Origin of the sequence: Jujubicoccus corallicola, assembly GCF_047345645.1 — a bacterium.
Classification (GTDB): Bacteria; Pseudomonadota; Alphaproteobacteria; order Rhodobacterales; family Rhodobacteraceae; genus JBLEFH01.
This window is the reverse complement of sequence record NZ_JBLEFH010000003.1, coordinates 443,054-463,083: the sequence shown is the minus strand read 5'-3', so window position 1 is coordinate 463,083 and position 20,030 is coordinate 443,054. Positions and strand designations below refer to the sequence as shown.

Genomic DNA, 20,030 nt, shown 5'->3' with positions numbered 1-20,030 from the left:
ACGGGGAAGATCATGAAGAAGACAACAACCGCACTGATCTGCGGCGCAGCGTTCACGGTTGCGGGCGCAGTATCGGCGCAGACACTTGAGAATGTGAAGGAAAACGGCACGCTTCGCTGTGGTGTTTCGACGGGCCTTCTGGGCTTTTCGATGCAGAACGCCAATAGCGAGTGGGAGGGGATCGACGTCTCCTATTGCCGTGCGCTGGCCGCCGCCGTTCTGGGCGACCCGCAGGCGGTGGAGTTCACGCCGCTCACCACCAAGAACCGTCTGACCGCCCTGCAATCGGGCGAGATCGACGTTCTGGCCCGCAACACCACCTGGACCGTGCAGCGCGACAGCGAGCTGAAGCTCGATTTTATCGGCGTGAATTATTACGACGGGCAGGGCTTCATGGTGAAGCGTGAGCTTGGCGTGAACTCGGCCAAGGAACTCGACGGCGCGACGATCTGTATCCAGACCGGCACGACCACCGAGTTGAACCTGCAGGATTATTTCAACACAAACGGCATTTCCTATGAGCCGGTGCCGGTGGAAACCTTTGCCGAAGCGCAGCAGCAATATCTCGCGGGCGCTTGCGACAGCTACACTACCGATGCGTCCGGTCTGGCCGGGGTCCGCGCGACCTTCGAGACGCCGACCGATCACATCATTCTGCCGGAAATCATTTCCAAAGAGCCGCTTGGGCCGGTTGTCCAGCAGGGCGACGATCAGTGGGCCGATGTGGCGCGCTGGACCCTCAACGCGCTGATCGCGGCTGAGGAATATGGCGTGACTTCGTCCAATGTCAACGAGCTGGCCGAAGGTGTGGAGAACCCGGAGATCAACCGGCTCCTCGGCGTTGAAGGCGATCTCGGCACCATGCTGGGGCTGGAGAACGACTGGGCCGTCAAAGCGATTGGCGCTGGCGGAAATTACGGTGAGATTTTCGAGCGTTATGTGGGCGAGAAAACCACCGTCGGGCTGCCGCGCGGCCTCAATGCGCAGTGGACTCAGGGCGGGTTGATGTATTCGCCGCCGTTCCGTTAAGATCGTTCGGGGTGGCCTTCGGGCCGCCCCTTACTCTTGGGGGTTTATGTCGGCTACGTCCAAACCATTTCGCATGTCGATGCTGCTTCGCGATGCGAAGTATCGCGGCTATACCATTCAATTTATTGCTTTATGCGCCTTTGTCGCCTTCATGGGGTGGCTGGGCTGGAACGCCTATCGCAACCTCGCCGCGGCGGGGCAGGACTTCAATTTCGACTTTCTGGGCCGCCGTGCCGGCTATGCGATTGACCAGACGCTGATCCCCTACACGCCGGACGATACCCACGCTCGCGCGGCACTGGTGGGAATCCTCAACACGCTGCTGGTCGCGTTTCTGGGCTGTCTCGCGGCGACCTTTCTGGGGATCACGCTCGGGGTCATGCGCCTCTCGACCAACTGGCTGATCGCGCGGATCACGGCGGTTTATGTCGAGATTTTCCGCAATGTGCCGCTGCTCATCTGGATCCTGATTTCCGGGGCCGTGCTGACCATCAGCGCACCCGCGCCGCGCGCCTTCCGCGAAGATGGCGAGGCCTCCATGGCGCTGTGGAACACGGTCGCCGTCACCAATCGCGGCGTCTACACGCCGAAACCCGTTTGGGGCGAGGGCGCGGGAATGCTGCTTGCGGTGTTCCTGCTCTCCATCGCCGCGATCATCGCGACGCGGATCTGGGCGCGCAAACGCCAAGAGGCGACCGGCGCGACCTTCCCGGTCGGCTGGGTCTCTCTGGCGCTTTTGATCCTGCCGAGCGTTGCCGCGTTTTACATGCTGGGCAAGCCGGTGAGTTGGGACATCCCGGAACTTGGCGGGTTCAACTTCCGGGGCGGGCTCAAGATCGGCACACCTTTCGTGGCGCTCTGGCTCGGGCTGACGCTCTATACCTCTGCGTTCATTGCGGAAAACGTGCGGGCCGGGATCCTCTCGGTCAACAAAGGCCAGACGGAAGCCGCCGCCGCCTTGGGTCTCAAACCGGGGCGGATCATGAACCTCGTGATCCTGCCACAGGCGCTGCGGGTCATTATCCCGCCGCTGATTTCGCATTATCTGAACCTGACGAAAAACTCCTCCCTCGCCATCGCGATCTCCTATTCGGATGTGACCGCGACGCTGGCGGGGATCACCCTGAACCAAACCGGCCGGGCGCTGGAGTGTATCCTGCTCCTCATGGCGTTCTACCTGACCTGCTCGCTGATCATTTCGGCATTCGGCAACTGGTATAACCGGCGCGCGCAGATCAAGGAGCGGTAAATGAGCGATACGCAAAGCCAGACCACCGCTTGGGTGCGCAGCGAAATGCTCGGCGAAAGGCCGCCCCCCGTCCACGAGGGCGGGGCGGTGACATGGCTTCGGGCGAATTTGTTCTCGGGCTGGTTCAACATTTTGCTGACGGTGCTGAGCCTTGGCTTCATCGCGTGGTTCGTCTGGAAAATCGCGCCGTGGTTCCTCGATTCCACATGGAACGCCGCGAGCCTCAGCGAGTGCCGCGAGAAGGGCGACGGCGCCTGTTTCGCGGTGATCAAGGACCGCTGGCGGCAGCTCTTTTTCGGCTCGATCCCGCTGGACCAGATCTGGCGGCCCATCCTCGCCGTGCTGCTTCTGGTGCCCGCGCTGGCGCCGCTGCTCTTTGGCTCCGTCTCGCGCAAATTCCTCTATTTTACCCTGATTTATCCGCTCATCGCCTGGTGGCTGATCTGGGGCGGGGACTTCGCGGTGCCGGTCGCTTTCGGCCTGCTGACCTTCGCGAGCTACCTGCATTACTACATGTTCCAGCGCCTCGGCTTCCCGGTCTTCGGCGTGATCAGCACGTTGCTGATTTTCATCCCGATCTCGATCTTCTTCCTGCATGCGCCCCTTCTGGGGATGCTGGAAATCATCCTGCCGCTGGACCTGCCGCCGCATCAGTCGCGCCAGATTGGCGGGTTTACCCTGACCTTCGTGCTGGGCATTTCCTCGATCTCGCTGTCCTTGCCGCTCGGCATCCTGCTGGCGCTTGGCCGCCAGTCGCATTTGCCGATCATCCGCATTATCTGCGTCGGCTTCATCGAGATCATCCGGGGCGTCCCGCTGATCACGCTGCTGTTCTTCGCCAATGTCGTGCTGGCCTATTTCCTGCCGCCCGGCACGCAGTTCGACCTGATCTTGCGCGTCATCATCATGGCGACGCTCTTTGCCTCCGCCTATATCGCCGAAGTGGTGCGCGGCGGGCTCGCGGCGATCCCGAAAGGGCAGTATGAGGGCGCCGACAGTCTCGGCCTCAGCTACTGGCAGAAGATGCGCCATATCGTGCTGCCGCAGGCGCTGAAAATTTCGATCCCCGGCATCGTCAATGTGTTTATCGGCCTCTTCAAGGACACCACGCTGGTCTCGATCATCTCGATGTTCGACCCGATCGGCTTTGTCCGCGGCCCGATTCTAGCTAGCGCGGAATGGCTGGGCGTCTATTGGGAGCTTTACGGCTTCGTCGCGCTCATCTTTTTCCTGTGCTGCTATCCGATGTCGAAATATTCTCAATATCTGGAGCGCCGTCTCCAGCATGAACATGAGTAGGACCCCGTCATGAGTGCACAAGCCGCCTCTCAGATGAGCGATAAGGTTGTCATTGAAATCAATGACATGAACAAATGGTATGGCGAATTCCACGTCCTGCGCGACATTGATCTGAAGGTGCGCGAGGGCGAGCGGATCGTGATTGCCGGCCCGTCCGGCTCCGGCAAATCGACGCTGATCCGCTGTATCAACCGGCTCGAAGAGCATCAATCCGGCCAGATCATCGTGGACGGTGTGGAGCTGACCGACGATCTCAAGAACATCGAGAAGGTGCGCTCAGAGGTCGGGATGTGTTTCCAGCATTTCAACCTCTTCCCGCATCTGACGATCATGGAGAACTGCACCCTCGCGCCGATCTGGGTCCGCAAGATGGCCAAGAAGGATGCCGAAGAACTGGCGATGCATTACCTGACCAAGGTGAAGATCCCGGATCAGGCGCATAAATATCCCGGCCAGCTCTCCGGCGGTCAGCAGCAGCGCGTGGCGATTGCCCGCAGCCTGTGTATGCGCCCGAAAATCATGCTCTTTGACGAGCCGACCTCCGCGCTCGACCCCGAGATGATCAAGGAGGTTCTCGACACCATGGTCGAGCTTGCCGAAGAGGGCATGACCATGCTCTGCGTGACCCACGAAATGGGCTTCGCGCGGCAGGTCGCGGACCGTGTGATCTTTATGGATCAGGGCCAGATCGTCGAGCAGAACGAGCCGGAAGCCTTCTTCAACAATCCGCAGAACGAACGGACCCAGCTCTTCCTGAGCCAGATTTTGGGGCATTAAGTCTTCGGGAGTTTTTTCGGCGTTTGGTAGTGGGTGAGGGTGGCGCGGCTGAGGCCCTGCCATTCGCCGTCATGGTCGAACACCAGAACCGCCGCTGTGGGGATGTCCTCGGGCGCGTCGCTGTCGAGGCGGTGTGCGAGCAGGCCGGTGCCGGGTTGGTGGGCGACGATGAGGAGGGTGTCTCCGGTTCCGCGTGTTTGGATCGTTTGGAGCATCTGGTCGGGGCTGGCGAGATAGAGGGTCGCGTCTTTGGTGACGGGGATTGCGCCAAGTTCGGGCTGCATCCGGGCGAAGGTTTCCGTGGTGCGCTCGCTGTCGGAGATTAGTGCGGCATCGGGGATTAGCCCTTCCGCTTTGAGCCATGCGGCCATGCGCGGGGCGGCTTCGCGGCCGCGCGGGTTGAGCGGGCGCTCATGATCCTCAAGGCCGGCAGACCAGTCGGACTTGGCGTGACGCATGAGGATCAGGCGTTTCATGTCACCTCGCGGCGGATCAGGGTGCCCGCGCCGTGTTCGGTGAACAGCTCCAACAGGCAGGCATGGGGGACGCGCCCGTCGAGGATGACGACCGCGCGCACCCCATCGGAAATGGCGTCGAGGGCCGTTTGCGTTTTCGGGATCATGCCGCCCGCGATGACGCCTTCAGTGGTCAGGGCATCGACGCGTTCCGGGGTCAGGGCGGTGATGATATCGCCCGCGCCGTCTTTGACGCCCGCCACATCGGTGAGCAGGAGCAGGCGGTCGGCTTTGAGCGCGCCCGCAATCGCGCCTGCGGCTGTGTCGCCATTGATGTTGAAAGTCTCGCCGTCGCGGCCCATGCCGATGGGGGCGATGACGGGGATAAAGCCCGCTTCGGTGAGGCTTTCGAGGAGCGCTGGGTTCACCTCTTCGGGGCGGCCGACAAAGCCGAGGACGGGGTCGTCCGGGGTGCAGATGATCATGCCCGCATCCTTGCCCGAGAGGCCAACCGCCTTGCCGCCCTGATCAGAGATGGCCTGCACGATCTGCTTGTTGATGCGGCCCGAGAGGACCATTTCAACGACTTCGACCGTGGCCTCATCGGTGACGCGCTTGCCCTTTTCGAACCGGCTTTCGATGGCGAGCCGCTCCAGCATGGCGTTGATCTGCGGGCCGCCGCCATGGACGATGACGGGCCTCAGGTTGCACTGGCGCATCAGCACCACGTCGCGCGCGAATTGCGCCATTGCCTCGCCGTCGCTCATCGCGTGACCGCCGAGTTTGATCACGACGGTCGCGCCGTCATAGCGTTGCAGAAAGGGCAGCGCCTCGGACAGCGTGCGCGCCGTTGCCAGCCAGTCCCGTGTCTGATGGATCACTTTATCACTCACAATAGCCCCGCGATTTCTGCCCGTAGAATGTCCAGCCCGTCGCCCTTTTCCGACGAGGTCGCGATGATCTCAGGATAGGCGGAGGGGTATTTTTTGAGGACGGTGTTCAGCCCGTCGATAATCTTGTCGAGCTGGCCCTTTTTCGGCTTGTCGCATTTGGTCAGCACGACCTGAAAGGTCACGGCGGAGGTGGAGAGGAGTTGCATGATCTCCTCATCGACCTTTTTCGCGCCATGCCGCGCGTCGATCAGCATGAAGACCCGGCGGAGCGTGGCGCGGCCCGCGAGATAGGCTTTCAGAAGTTCTTGCCATCGGGCGACTACATCGATTGGCGCTTCGGCGTAGCCATAGCCGGGAAGGTCCACCAGATAGAGCGCGTCGCCAAGCGTGAAATAGTTGATCTCCTGCGTCCGGCCCGGTGTGTTGGAGGCGCGGGCGAGCGCCTTGCGGCCCGTGATCGCGTTGATCAGGGTCGATTTGCCGACATTGGAGCGGCCCGCGAAACAGACCTCCAGCCGGTCCGCCGGGGGCAGGCCGTCCATCGCGACGACGCCTTTGAGGAAGTCCGACGAGCCAGCGAAGAGCTTCCGGCCCGCTTCGAGAAGCGCCGGGTCCTGCTCGGGCGTGAGGGTGAATTGCATCATGTCGCGGCTCCTTGATTGCGGCGCAGAGTAAGGGCAAGCGCGGGCGGAGGCCAGAGGGAAGGGGATGCGTTTGGCGCGGATTATGCGGCGGCGCGCAGTTTGGCGAGGTCCGCGCCGCGGATGGCATCGAGGTTGCCGGTGATCTTCTCGATGGGCCAGTCCCACCAGGCGATCTCCATCAGGGCATCTACGGTCGCATCGTCGAAGCGACGTTTGGCTTCCTTGGCCGGGTTGCCGATGGTGACGGAGTAGGGGCGGACCTCACCGGAGACGACCGCCCGCGCGCCGATGATCGCGCCTGCGCCGATGCGCGTGCCGGGCAGGATCATGGCGTCGGTGCCGATCCAGACATCCGGGCCGATCACCGTGTCGCCTTTGAAGCCGGGGGAGAGGGAGGCGGGGTCGAAGCCGTCCGCCCACTCTCCGCCGAAAATGTTGAAGGGGAAAGTGGAGAAGCCGCCAAGCGCATGTGTCGCGCCGTTCATGATGATCCGCGCGCCCGCCGCGATGGCGCAGAAGGGACCGATATGGAGATTGTCGCCCAGAAAATCGTAATGGTGCAGCACGTTGCGGGTGAAGAACTGTTCCGGACCGTCCGGGTCGTCATAATAGCTGTAGGGGCCGACCGTGACATTGGTGCGGCCCTCGGCCAGCGGCGCGATATAGGCGACGCGCGGGTGGCCGGGCAGCGGGTCTTTTGCAGTTGGATCGGGGATCATGGGCGACCTCTTTTGCGGCCCATGTTAGGGGCTATTTCAGAGCAGCGCCAGATGGTCGCCGAGCCGGACCTCGCCGTCCTCAAGGATCTCGGCTTTCATGCAGAATTGTTGGTCGTTTTGCGCCAAAGCGCCGAGGGTGTCGGCATCGCGCTCCCCGGTCTCGGGGTTCGCTTCGGTGGCGCGGCAGCGGCTGACGGGCTCGTAGATGCGGAGCTTGGCGGCGCCGAGGGTGGCGTCGCGGCCCGCCCAGCCGTATTCGCTCCATGCCTCTGCGCCCTCGATCCAGATATTCGCGCGGAAGCGGCGACGGTCGAGCGGCTGTCCAACCCGTTCGGACAGCGCGTCGAGGCTGGCGAGATTGCCGATGGTGATGTTTGCGATATGGCTGTCAGTCAGGGCGCGGCCGGGTGCGGGCATGAGCGCAACGGGCTCGCGGGGCGCGACGAGCGGGCGGACCCAGTCGAGGAAGGCCGATGTGTTGCCCGCCGGATCTAAGGTGATTTCGCCTTGCGCCGGATGCGAGAGACGCAAGCCGCCCGCGACTGTTTCCGCCGTGACCGCCATGAGCTGCGGACAGGAGGCGCCGCGCAGGAAATTCATGCAGATCGCCCATTCGGAGCCGTCATATTTGCTCTTCTCATGAGTGAGCGCCCAGACACGGTCGCCCTCCATCCCGACCCCGGAACGGAAAACGGCGGAGGCGGATTGCTCCGCCCCCACCGCTTTGATTGGGTGCCGCCAGATTTGGGCGACCTTCATCAGGTTTTGCCCTTGCCGCGAATATTGCCCCAGATGTCGGGCTTATAGCCGTGGCTGCGCATGATGAAATATTGCTGGAGAAAGGTGATCACGTTGTTCGCCGTCCAGTAGATGACGAGGCCAACCGCGAAGCGCCCCAGCATGAAGGTGAAGATCACCGGCATCCAGTTGAAGATGGTCGCCTGCGTCTTGTCCGTGGGGGCCGGATTCAGCTTTTGCTGGAGCCACATGGTCACGCCCATCAGGATCGGGAACACGCCAAGCGAGATGAAGGCGAGCAGCGAGGTTGCCGGCGGAGGTGCCCAGGGGAGCAGGCCAAAGAGGTTCAGCACCGAGGACGGGTCCGGCGCGGAGAGGTCGCGAATCCAGCCGATGAAGGGCGCGTGGCGCATCTCAATGGTCACGAACAGCACCTTATAGAGCGAGAAGAAGATCGGGATCTGGATCAGCATGGGCAGACAGCCCGCCGCCGGATTGACCTTTTTCTCGCGGTAGAGTGCCATCATCTCCTGCTGCATTTTCATGCGGTCGTCGCCGGCGCGTTCCTTGATTTTCTCCAGCTCGGGCTGGAGCTCCTTCATCCGGGCCATGGAGACATAGGATTTGCGCGAGAGCGGGAACACGATGGCCTTGAGGATGAAGGTCAGCGCGATGATCGACCAGCCCATATTGCCGATGACTTCGTTAATGCTGTGGAGCAGGCGGAAGATCGGTTTGGTGAAGAACCAGAACCAGCCCCAGTCGATCGAGTTGACGTAATCGACGAAGCCGTTTTCACGCTCGTAATTGCGGATCGCGGCCCATTCTTTCGCTCCGGCAAAGAGATGCGTGGTGGAGACCGCCGTGTCACCCGCGGCGACATTGACCACCGGAAGGCGGCTATCGGTCTGATAGGTGTCCGAGCCGGGGGTGTATTTCGCCACGGCGGTGAAGGCTTGACCCGGCTGCGGGACGAGCGTGGTCATCCAGTATTTGTCTGTAAAGCCGATCCAGCCGTTTTCCTGCACGGCTGTTGCCTCAACAGCGGCCTGCTCGCGCGGGTCGGTGTCGAAGTCCGGCATGTCGTCATAGTTGATTTCTTCAACCACACCGTCTTCGGCGGCGATCACGCCCTCATGGAGAAGGTAGAAGCCTTGCGTGTCCGGCTCGCCATGGCGGGCGATGGTGCCGTAGGGCGCGAGGCTGACTTGCTCGCCGGTGGTGTTCTCGACGGATTGCTCGACGGTGAAGAGGTAGTTTTCATCGACCGAGATCGTCTTGCGGAAAATGAGGCCCGCGCCATTGTCCCATTCGAGCGTCACGGGGCTGCCGACGGAGAGCGTGCTGCCCTCAACCAGTGACCAGTCGGTCTGCGCGGTCGGGACGTTCTCATAAGTCAGGCCGCCGCCAGCGGGGGTCCAGCCATGGAGGGCGTAGTAGGGGACCGGGCTGCCAACGGGCGAGAGCAGGCGCACGAGCGGCGAGCTGGGGTTCACCGTTTCGCGGTAATCTTTGAGCGCCAGATCATCGATCCGGCCACCGCGCAGCGAGAGCGAGCCGGTGAGGCGGGGTGTGTCGATCTCGACCCGCTCGGTCGTGCCGAGGGCCTCGTCCACGGTCTGATTCTGCGCGACTGGCGCCGTCGCCGCGGGGGCTCCGGCCACATTGGGCGCGGCGGCGCTGGTGTCGGCCGATTGCTCGGTTGCAGGGCTGTCAGGCTGGGTGGCCGGCTCGGGGGCCGGGAAGAAAATCTGCCAGCCGATGATGACGGCCAAACTCAGCGCGATCGCCAGAAAGAGATTCTTGTTGCTGTCGTCGTTATCCATTCACCGCTCCATGGGTTTGCGGCGTTTGAACAGGGACGCGCCCCGAAGGTCAACCGGAATCTCGGTTTCGCGCCTTTCAGGACAGGTCTGGCGGCGTGTTGGTGCCCGGCTCGGGGCTGGCGCTGCGCATCAGGCCGGCGAAGTCGAAGAGGGACGGATCGCAAAGATGGCTCGGATTGCTGTTCATCAGCGCGCGGAACATGATCTGGCGGCGGCCCGGAGCGCTGGCTTCCCACCCGTCGAGGATTTGCTTGACCTGCTGGCGCTGCAAGCCGTCCTGAGAGCCGCAGAGATCGCAGGGGATGATGGGGTAACTCATATCCCGCGCGAATTTCTCGCAATCGGCTTCGGCGAGGAAGGCGAGGGGGCGGAGGACATGCAAATCCCCGTCTTCATTCAAGAGCTTGGGCGGCATTGTTGCCAAGCGCCCGCCATGGAAGAGGTTCATGAAAAACGTCTCTAGAATGTCGTCCCGGTGGTGGCCGAGAACGACCGCCGTGCAGCCTTCTTCCCGCGCGATGCGGTAGAGATTGCCGCGCCGGAGCCGCGAGCAGAGCGCGCAATAGGTGCGGCCTTGCGGGACTTTATCGACGACAACGGAATAGGTGTCGCGATACTCGATGCGGTGGGGTATCTGCATCTCGTCGAGGAATTTGGGCAGGACCGTGGCCGGGAAGCCCGGTTGTCCCTGATCGAGATTGCAGGCGAGGAGTTCGACCGGCAACAGTCCGCGCCATTTGAGTTCGGTCAGCGCGGCGAGGAGCGTGTAGCTGTCCTTGCCGCCGGAGAGGCAGACGAGCCATTTCGCGTCCGGCTCGACCATCGCATAGGTGTCGATGGCGCTGCGCGTCTCGCGGATGATCCGTTTGCGCAGTTTGGCAAAGGCGGTCGTGCTCGGCGCATTGGCGAGGATCGGGGGCAGGGCGTTATCGAGCATGGGGATCCTCCTTCTGCGCCTTGGGGCCAGGGACCGGATCGAAGCCAGAGCCGCCCAAGGGGTGACAGCGCGCGATGCGCCGCAGAGTCAAAAGCCAGCCTTTGAATGCGCCGTGAGCCTCAATTGCCTCCAGCCCGTAAGCCGAGCAGGTCGGCTGAAAACGGCAGCCATAGCCGATGCGCGGGCTGAAGATCAGCCGGTAAGCGCGGATCGGCGCGGCGGCGATATTTTGCAGCGGTGTCATGGCTTTGCGTGGATACGTTCAAGTGCGCGCTCAAGGTCTCGCTTTAGTTTTTCGTAAGGGCGCTGGGCCGTGTCGCCCGCTTTGCCGATCAAGACATAATCCCACCCGGTGCGGCCCTTTGTCGGCAAAACCTCGCGGGCAATGGCCCGCAGACGGCGCTTCGCCCGGTTGCGCGCAACGGCGTTGCCGACTTTTTTGGAACAGGTAAACCCGACGCGCATCGGCCCGCCGGTTTCGCGGGCCTGCAACAGAAAAGCGGGCGCGCCTTGTTTGCGTGCCCGCGCGGCGGCGAGAAAATCCTGCCGCTTTTTAAGAATGTCAGGCGCAGCCATGGGCGCCGCCCCCGGTCTTATGCCGAGAGATTCTTGCGACCGCGCGCACGGCGGCGGTTCAGAATCTGACGGCCATTCTTGGTGGCCATGCGCGCACGGAAGCCGTGGCGGCGTTTGCGAACAAGGTTGCTCGGCTGATAAGTGCGTTTCATGTCTCGTCTCCTCGGGTGCGTTTCCGCTGGGCGGCCTCGCCGGGCGCGGACACCCCTCAAAGCCTTTAAAATTCAGAAAGCGCCTTATAAAGGCTGGCGGAGAAACGGTCAATGACCGCCGCAGAGGTTTTTTCGCCTCACATCCGCGTTTGGAGGGTGAAATAGCATTCACGTCCGGCCATGTCCATGTGACAAAGCGCTATGAATATGAAACGCCTGATCCCCGTTGCTGTGATTGCCGCGGTCGCGCTTCTCGCGGCGATCTTTTTTCGCGATTCCCTGACCCTTTCCGCCCTTGAGGCGAATCATGACCGGCTTATTGCCTGGCGCGATGAAAATTACGCGCTCGCCCTCGGTCTTTACATGCTGGCCTATGTCGCCGTGGTCGCCTTTTCGCTGCCTGGTGGGCTGATCATGACGCTGACCGGGGGGCTCCTTTTCGGCACGCTCGTCGCGACCATGGCCATTGTGCTCGCGGCCACAACCGGCGCGACGCTGATCTTTCTCGCCGTGCGCTACGGATTCGGCGAAGCGCTGGCCGCGCGGATCAACACGGGCGAGGGCGCGGTGGCGCGACTCGGCGCCGCGCTCAAGCAGAACCAGATCAGCGCGCTTTTGCTCATGCGCCTGATGCCGGTGATTCCCTTCGTCGTGGCCAATATCGCCCCCGCATTTCTCGGAGTGCCGTTACGTCACTACGTCTGGACGACATTTCTCGGCATCATCCCCGGCACGGCGGTCTATGCTTCCGTGGGGGCCGGGCTTGCGGATCTCTTCGCGCGCGGTGAAAAACCGGATCTGGGCGTGATCTTCTCGCCGCCGGTGCTGTTGCCGCTTCTGGGGCTCTGCGCGCTGGCGGCGTTGCCGATCCTCATCCGCGCCATTCGCCCGAAAGGAGCTTTATGATGAACGAGATCAGTTGCGACCTTTGTGTCATTGGAGCTGGTTCGGCGGGGCTGTCCGTGGCTTCCGGCGCGGCGCAGCTTGGTCTCGACACGGTGTTGATCGAGGCGGGCGAGATGGGTGGCGATTGTCTCAACACCGGCTGCGTGCCGTCGAAATCGCTAATCGCCGCGGCCCATGCCGCCGAAGCGCAGCGCCGCCCTGCGGTGCCCGGTGTTGTGCCGCAGGAGCCGCAGATCGACTGGCCCGCGATTCAGACCCATATTCGCGATGTGATTGCGAGCATTGCGCCCCATGACAGTCAGGAACGATTTGAAGGCCTGGGCGTGAAGGTGATCCGCGAATGGGCGACCTTCACCGGGCCGGAGACGGTGGAGACGGAGAGCCACCGCATCACTGCGCGGCGGTTCGTGATCGCGACGGGTGCGCGCGCATCGGTGCCGCCGGTGCCGGGGCTTAGTGAGGCCCGCTATCTGACCAATGAGACGATTTTCGACATTGAGGAATTGCCGGAACATCTGTTGGTGCTTGGCGGCGGGCCGATTGGGTTGGAACTGGCGCAAGCCTTCCGCCGCCTTGGCGCGCAGGTCACGGTGATCGAGGCGGCCAAGGCGCTTGGCCGCGATGATGCGGATGCGGCGGCGCTGGTGACGGCGCAGCTTCGCGCGGAAGGTGTCGTGATCCACGAGGATAAGCCCGCCAAATCGGTTTCCGAGGAGAATGGGCAGATTCAGGTCGCGCTGGAGAACGAAGTGATTTCCGGCTCGCATCTTCTGGTGGCCACGGGCCGGACGCCGAATATCGAGAAGCTCAATCTTGATGCGGCGGGCGTGGAAGTGGTGCACGGCGCCGTGCGTGTCACGCCCGGCCTCAAGACGCGTAACCGCCGGATTTACGCAATTGGCGACGTGACCGGCGGGCTGCAATTTACCCATATGGCAGGCTATGAGGCGGGGCTGGTCGTGCGCAACGCGGCGCTGCGCCTGCCGGTGACGCGGCGCGAGGATTGCATCCCACGCGTGACCTACACCGCACCGGAGCTCGCTCAGATCGGCCTCACCGAAGCTGAGGCGAAGGCCGAGCATGGCGACAAGATCGAGATCATCCAGAGCCCGCTCGGCGACAATGACCGCGCGCGCGCCGATGGTGAAACCGCGGGCTTTCTCAAGCTGATGGTGAAGGGCGGCAAGCCGGTGGGTGTCACAATCGTCGGGGAGGGCGCGGGCGAAATGATCAGCCCCTGGGCGCTCGCCATGTCGAAAGGGCTGAAGCTCAGCGCCATCTCCGGCATGGTGCTGCCCTATCCGACCCGCGGCGAAGTCAGCAAGGCGGCGAGCGGCAGCTATTTCGCCAAGCGCTTGTTTGACAATCAGTTTTTGAAGATGTGTATAAATTTAATTAAAAAGCTATGAGACATTGTGTCACTTTATGAATGGATTTAGGTTGAGGCGAGGTGGATTTGGTCACGGATCTGTGATCCACCCGGAGTAGGAATGTTCAATACCTTGTCGCGCCGTTTCCTGTTGCTTTCCATGCTCTTCGTGCTGCTGGCCGAAGTGCTCATTTTCGTGCCGTCGGTGTCGAATATGCGCGTGGAATATCTGCAAGGGCGGCTGGAACGGGCGCAAATCGCCTCGCTCGCGCTTCTTGCGGCGGACACGGAAATGATTGATCCGGTGCTGGAATCCGAGCTTCTCAGCACCGCCGGGGTTCTCAACATTGTGCTGCGCCGCAACTCCCGGCGCGAGCTGGTGCTGACCAACAACCAGACCCATGTGATCGACGAAAGTTTCGATCTGCGGATGAGCCGACCCATCGAAGAGATGGTCGACTCGATGCGCGTTCTCTTCATCCAGCAGGACCGTGTGATCCGCGTCATCGGGCGCCCGGTGAATGCGGGCGGCACGGAGATCGAGGTGACGCTGGTCGAGGGGCCGCTGCGTCAAGCCATGATCGCCTACAGCCTCAGTGTCCTTTGGGTGTCGCTCATCATCTCGCTGATCACGGCGGCGCTGCTCTTCTTCGCCGTTCGCTACCTCATGGTCGGGCCGATCAAGCGGCTCGTCAGCCATATGCAGCGCTTCCAGACCGCACCCGACAAGCCTGACAGTCTGATCGCGCCGGCGTCCAATCTCTACGAGATTCGCGAGGCAGAACAGGCGCTTCAGACGATGGAGGGGCAGGTGCAGGGTGCGCTGCGTCAGAAAGAACGCCTTGCCGCGCTCGGCGGCGCCGTGGCCCGGATCAGCCATGATTTGCGCAACATGCTGGCTACTACCCAGCTTTTCGCAGACCATTTGGAGAGCAGCAACGACCCGGCGGTGGCCCGCATCGCGCCCAAAATGACTCGCGCGCTCAGCCGTGCGGTGACGCTCTGCACCCATACGCTGACCTATGGCAGGGCGCAGGAATCGCCCGCCGAATGTGAGAATATCCGGCTCGACACCCTCACCGATGAAGTGCTCGAAGAGGTCGCACTCGAAATCGACGAGCGCCGCGTGACCATGCATAGCGACATCAACGAAGGCTGCATGATTCACGCGGACCGGGACAAAATGTTCCGCGTTCTCAGCAACCTGACCCGTAACGCCGCGCAGGCCATTGAGGGCAGCGGCAAGACCGGCGAGGTGCGTGTCGCCGCCGAAGCGGTCGAGGTGGAGGGCCGCATGGAGAGCCGGATCACCGTGAGCGACACCGGGCCGGGTCTGCCGCAAGAGCTGCAAAACGCGGTGTTCGAGGCCTTCGGCAAAAGCGGCCGCAAGGGCGGCACGGGGCTTGGCCTTGCGATCGCTGCCGAGTTGGTCTCCATGCATGGCGGGCAGATGCGGATCGCCTCCAGCGGCCCCGAAGGCACGGTCTTCGAAATCCGCCTACCGAAAAATCCCGACTGCTGCTGATTTTTTCGCAATTCACGCTTGCGCCCGCCGCAACCCAAGACTATACCCGCCCGCACTGCACCGGTAGCTCAGCTGGATAGAGCACCAGACTACGAATCTGGGGGTCGGGGGTTCGAATCCTCCCCGGTGCGCCATTTCAAAATCACCCCTTGAAAGCCCCTCTAAGACCCTGAACGGAAATGATAATTCCGGGGTTCGAACACCCGTGTTCCGGCAGTAGGAAACAGGCTCCCGAAAGGCCAGTCTGAGGGCCGTTCTCTTCACTGAAAGAGAGCCTTTTTTGTATATATCATAAGGGCTTGATAGAAATTCGAAGGCGAGTTCGAACAACTCTTCCCGGGCATAGCGAGGCGCAGAGGTTGTACTGGCCTTTTCTTCCAGCATCAGTTTTTCGCGTTCTAGCTTCGCAATCCGGGCTTCATAGGCCGCGATCACGGAAGAATTTTCCGACTCGACAATCCGGTCAAGCAGCGTGTCGATCTGTTTTTGGACGGCGGCTGACTTGCGACCGTAAGTCTGCGCATGTTCTTCCGCCTTGGCCAAGCGAGTGTCCCACAGGTTCAGGAATATCTTGCGCGCTGTCTCGAAGAGACCCTGGGAAGGCTGCATACCTTTCAACAAAGTCTCGAAGTCTCTTTCAAGATCGGTACGCCTGATTGATTTCCGGTAACTTTCGCAGCCCTTCTTCTTGCACATGTAGTACGGGTGTTTGTCGCCTGTCTTGGATTTCGACCAGCAAGCTGTCATGGGCGTTTCGCAGTCCGCGCAGAGGACAAAGCCGCGCAGCGGAAAATCTTCGCTGATATCTTTGCGCGCGGGAGCCTTGGCCGTACCGCTCAGCCGATCCTGAATGCGCTGGAAGGTCTCAAATGTGATCAGGCCCTCATGGTGGCCTTTACGCAAGGAGACGTTCCAACTCGGCGCTTCGACATACCCGGCATAGAGCGGCTGTGTCAGGATATCGAAGATTCGCTGGTTACGGATTTCTCCGGTGGGCAGGTCTTTGGGATAGTCCGGCTGGCTTTCAAGAAAGCGCTTCACTTCCACCTGTGTCTGGAAACGGCCTGTGGCATATCCTTCAAGCGCTTCCTGCAAGATCGAGGCAATCGGCTCATCGCGCACCAGCAGCTTTCTGTGTCCGGGCGTCTGCTGATAGCGGAATCCCTTCGGCGGGCGGGAAAGCACGCAATACCCGTTCATCACGCGCGCGCGCATCCGGTTGTTGGTTTGTTCGGCGTTCTTCTGACGCTGATGCTGCGAGACGGACGCGAGCATGTTTTCGACCAGAATTGAGTCGGAATCTTCGCCAAACTCAATGGAAGGACTTTGCAGCAATCCACCTGCATCCGAAATGGCCGAGCGCAGCGCAAGGTGCGCATCAAGGCCCCGTGCAAGGCGGGAGACATCATCAATGATGACTGCGTGCGGGTCTTTCTTATGCTTCCGCACAAAACGCAGCATTGCCTGAATGCCGGGACGGTCGATCAGTCCGCCCGAGGCGTCATCGTGAAATATCTCGACAACTTCCAGCCCCTTGTAGCGGGCGAATTCGCGGCAGCGAGATTCCTGCGAGGCGAGGCCGTCACCGACTTTCTTCTGTTTGGCTGAAGACACGCGGCAATAGATGACGGCCTTCTTAGTTTTTGCTGCGGTATCTCATGGGTTTTCTGCGCTCATGGTCGTTCCTCTTGTTTTTGATTTTCAGGGGATGCGACTGTTTCACGCGTCGGGTCTTCAAGGCAGAAGTAGTTTAGCACATCATCGAAGCCCACGTCACTTTCGGGGAATAGCTTATCCCCAGACTTGATGCTGAACCCCAGATCGACAAACGCGACCATCACCTGCCACAGGGCAAGCAGGCATTCTTTTTGCTGGTCTTCGGAGAGACCTTCGCCTTCCAGCTCAGCCCCGTAGTCTTCCAGCAGGCGATCAGCGAGTGATCTTGGCGGCCCGAGCGTGCTCAGGTCTTTCAGTTCGGTTCTTGTTTTCCCTCTATCTTTCATGGTGTGTCCTTTCTTTTCTTGATGTTTTTCTTGGGAGTCAGGACGGGGGCTGCGTATTCTCGCAACATTGCCGGTAAAATCTTAGCAACTCTGCCGGCTGTTCTTATTAAGAACGCACAGGTTGTATATGGCATAGAGGCTTGGCGAACCCTTACGTTAGCGGGTCCGTTAAAGTTAGGCCAACTTACTTAGAATGTCTGCACATTCATGGGAGCGAAGGCGAGAACCGCGAAGACCTCAGCTATCGCAGCGGTTCTCACCTTTGCGGACTCGATGGTTTTGAAGGTCGGGAAGCGGTCATTCATTGCAACGCAGCGGAGCGTTTCTCTGTTCGTTCAAGCGGACCTGTTCGCCTAAACCTCAGGCGTCTTGCACCGCCTTCTCGACTGAATTGATACTCTGGCTCTTTGCTGGTTCAACACGTCAAATTGGCCCATGACGACATTATCTGGAGGGCGCATCCACACCGTCAACAAAGCCCAGTGCAAACGCCAGGAAAGACCGCGTCCTTCATATATATTGCCTCACTGCTTTGCCAGAGTTAGTAGTTGCAAGAAGATCCGAGCGTTGATGAAAGAAGTTGAATGGCCGAGACGCAAATCGAATGGACGGATGCTACTTGGAACCCGGTTGCCGGGTGCACGATCATGTCCGCCGGATGCACCAATTGCTATGCGATGAATATGGCAAAGCGCTTGGAGGCCATGGGCGTCAAAAAATACCAGGGCCTCACCCGAAAATCTGGTAAGCGCACGATCTGGAATGGCGTTGTGCGCGAAGATCACACCTCTCTTGAAATTCCAAGAAGATGGAGAAAGCCGCGGAAGATATTCGTAAATTCCATGAGCGACCTCTTTCATCCAGACGTATCGAAGGCATTTGTCGCAGAAGTTTGGCGGGTGATGTCAGATACGCCACGTCACAATTATCAGATTTTGACCAAGAGGCCGAGTCGAATGGCAGAGATTTTGCGTGACATCTGCCCTGACCCTTTGGGCAATGTTTGGCTGGGTACCAGTGTGGAGGGACATGAGGTTGTCCACCGCATCGATGAGCTGCGGCGAGTGCCGGCTAGCATCCGGTTTATCTCGTTCGAGCCATTGATTGACAGTGTTGGTCAAATTGATCTGAAAGATATCGACTGGGCTATTGTTGGCGGCGAAAGTGGTCGAAGTGCCCGACCGATCAAAGAGGAGTGGATCGATGAAATTCACAATGTCTGTCGATTGCATGGAACCGCGTTCTTTTTCAAACAATGGGGAACTTGGGGTAAAGATAATAGGAAACGCTCTAAAAAGCTGAATGGTCGCGATTATCGCGGTCAAACTTGGGATGAGATGCCCGAAGAATTTCAACCTTGAGTCTGGTTTCAGCTTGCGTTTTCACCAATACTAATCAGTCTTGTTCAACGAAATTTATGTGACTGGATAAGATGGGGAAGAAGCAGAACTTCAATTGGAAAGTAGGTGAGCAGCTTCCCGGTATTGAAGCGCACACGGAGCGAAAGCTCGAGGTTATTGAGCAATATCTCGATGTTTACTTCGATACGGTCACGGCCAACCCTCACATGGATACTCTACGGATCACAATTGTTGATGGGTTTTGTGGTGGCGGGCTTTACCAGAAAGGCGATGAAACGCGCCACGGGAGCCCCTTTGTGCTGCTCGACGCGGTAAAGAAGGCTAAGTCTCGAGTAAATGCGAGGCGCCGTAAGCCTTTGGAGATCGCCGCACGATTCTATTTCAGCGATGCTAATAAACTGCACATGGCAGCACTGCGCGAGCAACTCGTCAAAAGTGAATTTGAGCGGCAACTGGACGACACAATCATACTTCAGACGGGCGCGTTTGAACAACTGTTGCCCAAAGTGCTCACTGATATCAAGAAGCGTCAACGCCATGGACGGAGTTTCTTTGTCCTCGATCAATGGGGCTACGTGGATGTTCCAGTGCATTGTTTGCGACAGATATTCTCCACGTTGGATAAGCCTGAGGCCATTCTGACTTTCTCCATTGATGCTTTATTGAATTATCTGCGGACAGATGGAGGCGGGCTAGATAGTTTGCGACAGTTTGGCGTGACCAACGACTTTGTCAAAACTTGGCACGAACTGAAGGATGACGAGAGCTTTGGGCGTGCCACCGCGCAGCGAGCAATTATGGAGACACTTGGCAAAAACAGCGGAGCTCATTTTTTTACACCTTTCATGATGTATTCGAAGACAGATAAGCGCTGGATGTTGCTAGCCCATCTTTCGAAACATCAGGCGGCGCGGGACAAGATGCTCTCGGTGCATTGGGACCAGCAGAACCATTTTAAACACATAGGGAAAGGTAGTCTCTTTGAGATTGGTTTTGATCACCGGCTTGTCGAAAGCAAAGACTCCCTGTTTTCATTTCGAGATGACGACGAAGCAAAACTCATCATGGAGCTGGAGAACGAGTTGCCTAGCAGGGTGATGGACAGCATGAGCAATAATGTGTTGATGGTTGAGGACCTATTGTCTCAGATCGGCAATCTGACGGCCGCCCAAAATGAGATGATCTTTCGCGTCTTGCAAAAGTTTGCTGCGGAAGGTGAGCTGGAAATTGAGAAAAAGGGAGGCGGTCGAAAAAAAGCGAGTACGATGATCAAAGTGTCGGATATGCTTGTTCGCCCGTCGCAACGTCTCCTTTTCACAAAGTTTTCGTAGCAAAGCCCGAGTGGTTTTTATGGCGACGGCGCACAGCTGCGATTGAAGGGGGCAATGACCGCTTATTTTGTGGTGGAAGAGATATCTGATGACGGTTCCAGATGTTCATTAAGATCGACTTCTCGACGGATATGAAACGTCGTATTGGCCAGCTGCAGAGCGGAAACCTGAAAGAGGCTTGCGGTGATCGGAGAGATCAGGGGTGATGATCCACGCGAGGGGAGGACTTTGAGCAGGCTTG

At 59.9% G+C, this 20,030-nt stretch carries 20 protein-coding genes, 1 tRNA gene and 1 pseudogene; 10 read left to right on the top strand and 12 right to left on the bottom strand.

Annotated features, from left to right (window positions below; all coding sequences use genetic code 11):
* The first annotated feature begins 12 nt into the window (after positions 1-12).
* The 4 genes from ACMA5I_RS07525 (at position 13) to ACMA5I_RS07510 (ending at position 4,354) form a co-directional block, all read left to right on the top strand.
* A complete protein-coding gene (locus tag ACMA5I_RS07525; protein WP_525885616.1) occupies positions 13-1,029 on the top strand; it encodes an amino acid ABC transporter substrate-binding protein in 1,017 nt (338 codons plus the stop codon).
* Positions 1,030-1,108: 79 nt separating this feature from the next.
* Positions 1,109-2,278, top strand: coding sequence for an amino acid ABC transporter permease (locus ACMA5I_RS07520; protein ID WP_525885671.1), 1,170 nt, complete (start codon positions 1,109-1,111; stop codon positions 2,276-2,278).
* Positions 2,279-3,577 carry an amino acid ABC transporter permease gene (locus ACMA5I_RS07515; protein WP_525885615.1) on the top strand — a complete coding sequence of 433 codons (1,299 nt, stop codon included), beginning with the start codon at positions 2,279-2,281 and terminating at the stop codon, positions 3,575-3,577. It begins immediately after the preceding gene.
* A 9-nt stretch (positions 3,578-3,586) separates the two neighbouring features.
* Complete coding sequence (locus ACMA5I_RS07510) at positions 3,587-4,354, top strand: amino acid ABC transporter ATP-binding protein (protein WP_525885614.1); 768 nt, start codon at positions 3,587-3,589, stop codon at positions 4,352-4,354.
* Here ACMA5I_RS07510 and ACMA5I_RS07505 read toward each other — a convergent pair.
* The 10 genes from ACMA5I_RS07505 to rpmH all read right to left on the bottom strand — a co-directional run bounded on the left by ACMA5I_RS07505 (position 4,351) and on the right by rpmH (position 11,294).
* A complete protein-coding gene (locus ACMA5I_RS07505) occupies positions 4,351-4,830 on the bottom strand; it encodes a SixA phosphatase family protein (RefSeq protein WP_525885613.1) in 480 nt (159 codons plus the stop codon). The two genes, ACMA5I_RS07510 and ACMA5I_RS07505, sit on opposite strands and share 4 nt — an antisense overlap.
* A complete protein-coding gene (argB, locus tag ACMA5I_RS07500; RefSeq protein WP_525885612.1) occupies positions 4,827-5,702 on the bottom strand; it encodes an acetylglutamate kinase in 876 nt (291 codons plus the stop codon). The genes ACMA5I_RS07505 and argB overlap by 4 nt, the downstream gene beginning before the upstream one ends.
* Positions 5,699-6,346, bottom strand: a complete 648-nt coding sequence (yihA, locus tag ACMA5I_RS07495; RefSeq protein WP_525885611.1) for a ribosome biogenesis GTP-binding protein YihA/YsxC — start codon at positions 6,344-6,346, stop codon at positions 5,699-5,701. The genes argB and yihA overlap by 4 nt, the downstream gene beginning before the upstream one ends.
* 80 nt (positions 6,347-6,426) lie before the next feature.
* Positions 6,427-7,065 carry a CatB-related O-acetyltransferase gene (locus tag ACMA5I_RS07490; RefSeq protein WP_525885610.1) on the bottom strand — a complete coding sequence of 213 codons (639 nt, stop codon included), beginning with the start codon at positions 7,063-7,065 and terminating at the stop codon, positions 6,427-6,429.
* A 36-nt stretch (positions 7,066-7,101) separates the two neighbouring features.
* Entirely contained in the window at positions 7,102-7,824 is a 723-nt protein-coding gene (locus ACMA5I_RS07485; protein ID WP_525885609.1) for an MOSC domain-containing protein, read from the bottom strand.
* Positions 7,824-9,629: a membrane protein insertase YidC gene (gene yidC / locus ACMA5I_RS07480; protein ID WP_525885608.1), complete on the bottom strand. Its 1,806-nt coding sequence runs from the start codon at positions 9,627-9,629 to the stop codon at positions 7,824-7,826. Before yidC ends, ACMA5I_RS07485 begins: the two co-directional genes overlap by 1 nt.
* 76 nt (positions 9,630-9,705) lie before the next feature.
* Complete coding sequence (ttcA, locus tag ACMA5I_RS07475) at positions 9,706-10,566, bottom strand: tRNA 2-thiocytidine(32) synthetase TtcA (protein WP_525885607.1); 861 nt, start codon at positions 10,564-10,566, stop codon at positions 9,706-9,708.
* The gene (gene yidD / locus ACMA5I_RS07470) at positions 10,556-10,810 is read right to left on the bottom strand and encodes a membrane protein insertion efficiency factor YidD (protein ID WP_525885606.1); all 255 of its coding nucleotides are present in this window, start codon (positions 10,808-10,810) and stop codon (positions 10,556-10,558) included. Before yidD ends, ttcA begins: the two co-directional genes overlap by 11 nt.
* Positions 10,807-11,142: a ribonuclease P protein component gene (gene rnpA, locus ACMA5I_RS07465; RefSeq protein ID WP_525885605.1), complete on the bottom strand. Its 336-nt coding sequence runs from the start codon at positions 11,140-11,142 to the stop codon at positions 10,807-10,809. Before rnpA ends, yidD begins: the two co-directional genes overlap by 4 nt.
* Positions 11,143-11,159: 17 nt before the next feature.
* Entirely contained in the window at positions 11,160-11,294 is a 135-nt protein-coding gene (gene rpmH, locus ACMA5I_RS07460) for a 50S ribosomal protein L34 (protein WP_525885670.1), read from the bottom strand.
* Between the two features lie 201 nt (positions 11,295-11,495).
* Here rpmH and ACMA5I_RS07455 point away from each other — a divergent pair, with 201 nt between their 5' ends.
* From ACMA5I_RS07455 to ACMA5I_RS07440, 4 genes are all read left to right on the top strand, one after another.
* The gene (locus tag ACMA5I_RS07455) at positions 11,496-12,200 is read left to right on the top strand and encodes a TVP38/TMEM64 family protein (protein ID WP_525885604.1); all 705 of its coding nucleotides are present in this window, start codon (positions 11,496-11,498) and stop codon (positions 12,198-12,200) included.
* A complete protein-coding gene (locus tag ACMA5I_RS07450; RefSeq protein ID WP_525885603.1) occupies positions 12,200-13,609 on the top strand; it encodes a dihydrolipoyl dehydrogenase family protein in 1,410 nt (469 codons plus the stop codon). Before ACMA5I_RS07455 ends, ACMA5I_RS07450 begins: the two co-directional genes overlap by 1 nt.
* An 81-nt stretch (positions 13,610-13,690) precedes the next feature.
* A complete protein-coding gene (locus ACMA5I_RS07445) occupies positions 13,691-15,094 on the top strand; it encodes a sensor histidine kinase (RefSeq protein ID WP_525885602.1) in 1,404 nt (467 codons plus the stop codon).
* Between the two features lie 57 nt (positions 15,095-15,151).
* Positions 15,152-15,228: transfer RNA gene (locus tag ACMA5I_RS07440), tRNA-Arg, on the top strand.
* Positions 15,229-15,772: 544 nt separating this feature from the next.
* On the opposite strand, the pseudogene ACMA5I_RS07435 reads toward ACMA5I_RS07440, so the two are convergent.
* Together ACMA5I_RS07435 and ACMA5I_RS07430 are read right to left on the bottom strand one after the other, a co-directional pair.
* Positions 15,773-16,708 (bottom strand): annotated as a pseudogene (locus ACMA5I_RS07435) (recombinase family protein); the annotation flags it as partial.
* A gap of 59 nt (positions 16,709-16,767) precedes the next feature.
* Positions 16,768-17,097 carry a hypothetical protein gene (locus ACMA5I_RS07430; RefSeq protein WP_525885601.1) on the bottom strand — a complete coding sequence of 110 codons (330 nt, stop codon included), beginning with the start codon at positions 17,095-17,097 and terminating at the stop codon, positions 16,768-16,770.
* Positions 17,098-17,681: 584 nt separating this feature from the next.
* On the opposite strand from ACMA5I_RS07430, the gene ACMA5I_RS07425 reads away from it, so the two are divergent.
* Together ACMA5I_RS07425 and ACMA5I_RS07420 are read left to right on the top strand one after the other, a co-directional pair.
* On the top strand, positions 17,682-18,458 hold the full coding sequence (locus tag ACMA5I_RS07425; RefSeq protein ID WP_525885600.1) for a DUF5131 family protein: 777 nt from the start codon (positions 17,682-17,684) through the stop codon (positions 18,456-18,458).
* A 71-nt stretch (positions 18,459-18,529) separates the two neighbouring features.
* Positions 18,530-19,789, top strand: coding sequence for a three-Cys-motif partner protein TcmP (locus ACMA5I_RS07420; protein ID WP_525885599.1), 1,260 nt, complete (start codon positions 18,530-18,532; stop codon positions 19,787-19,789).
* Positions 19,790-20,030 lie beyond the last annotated feature (241 nt).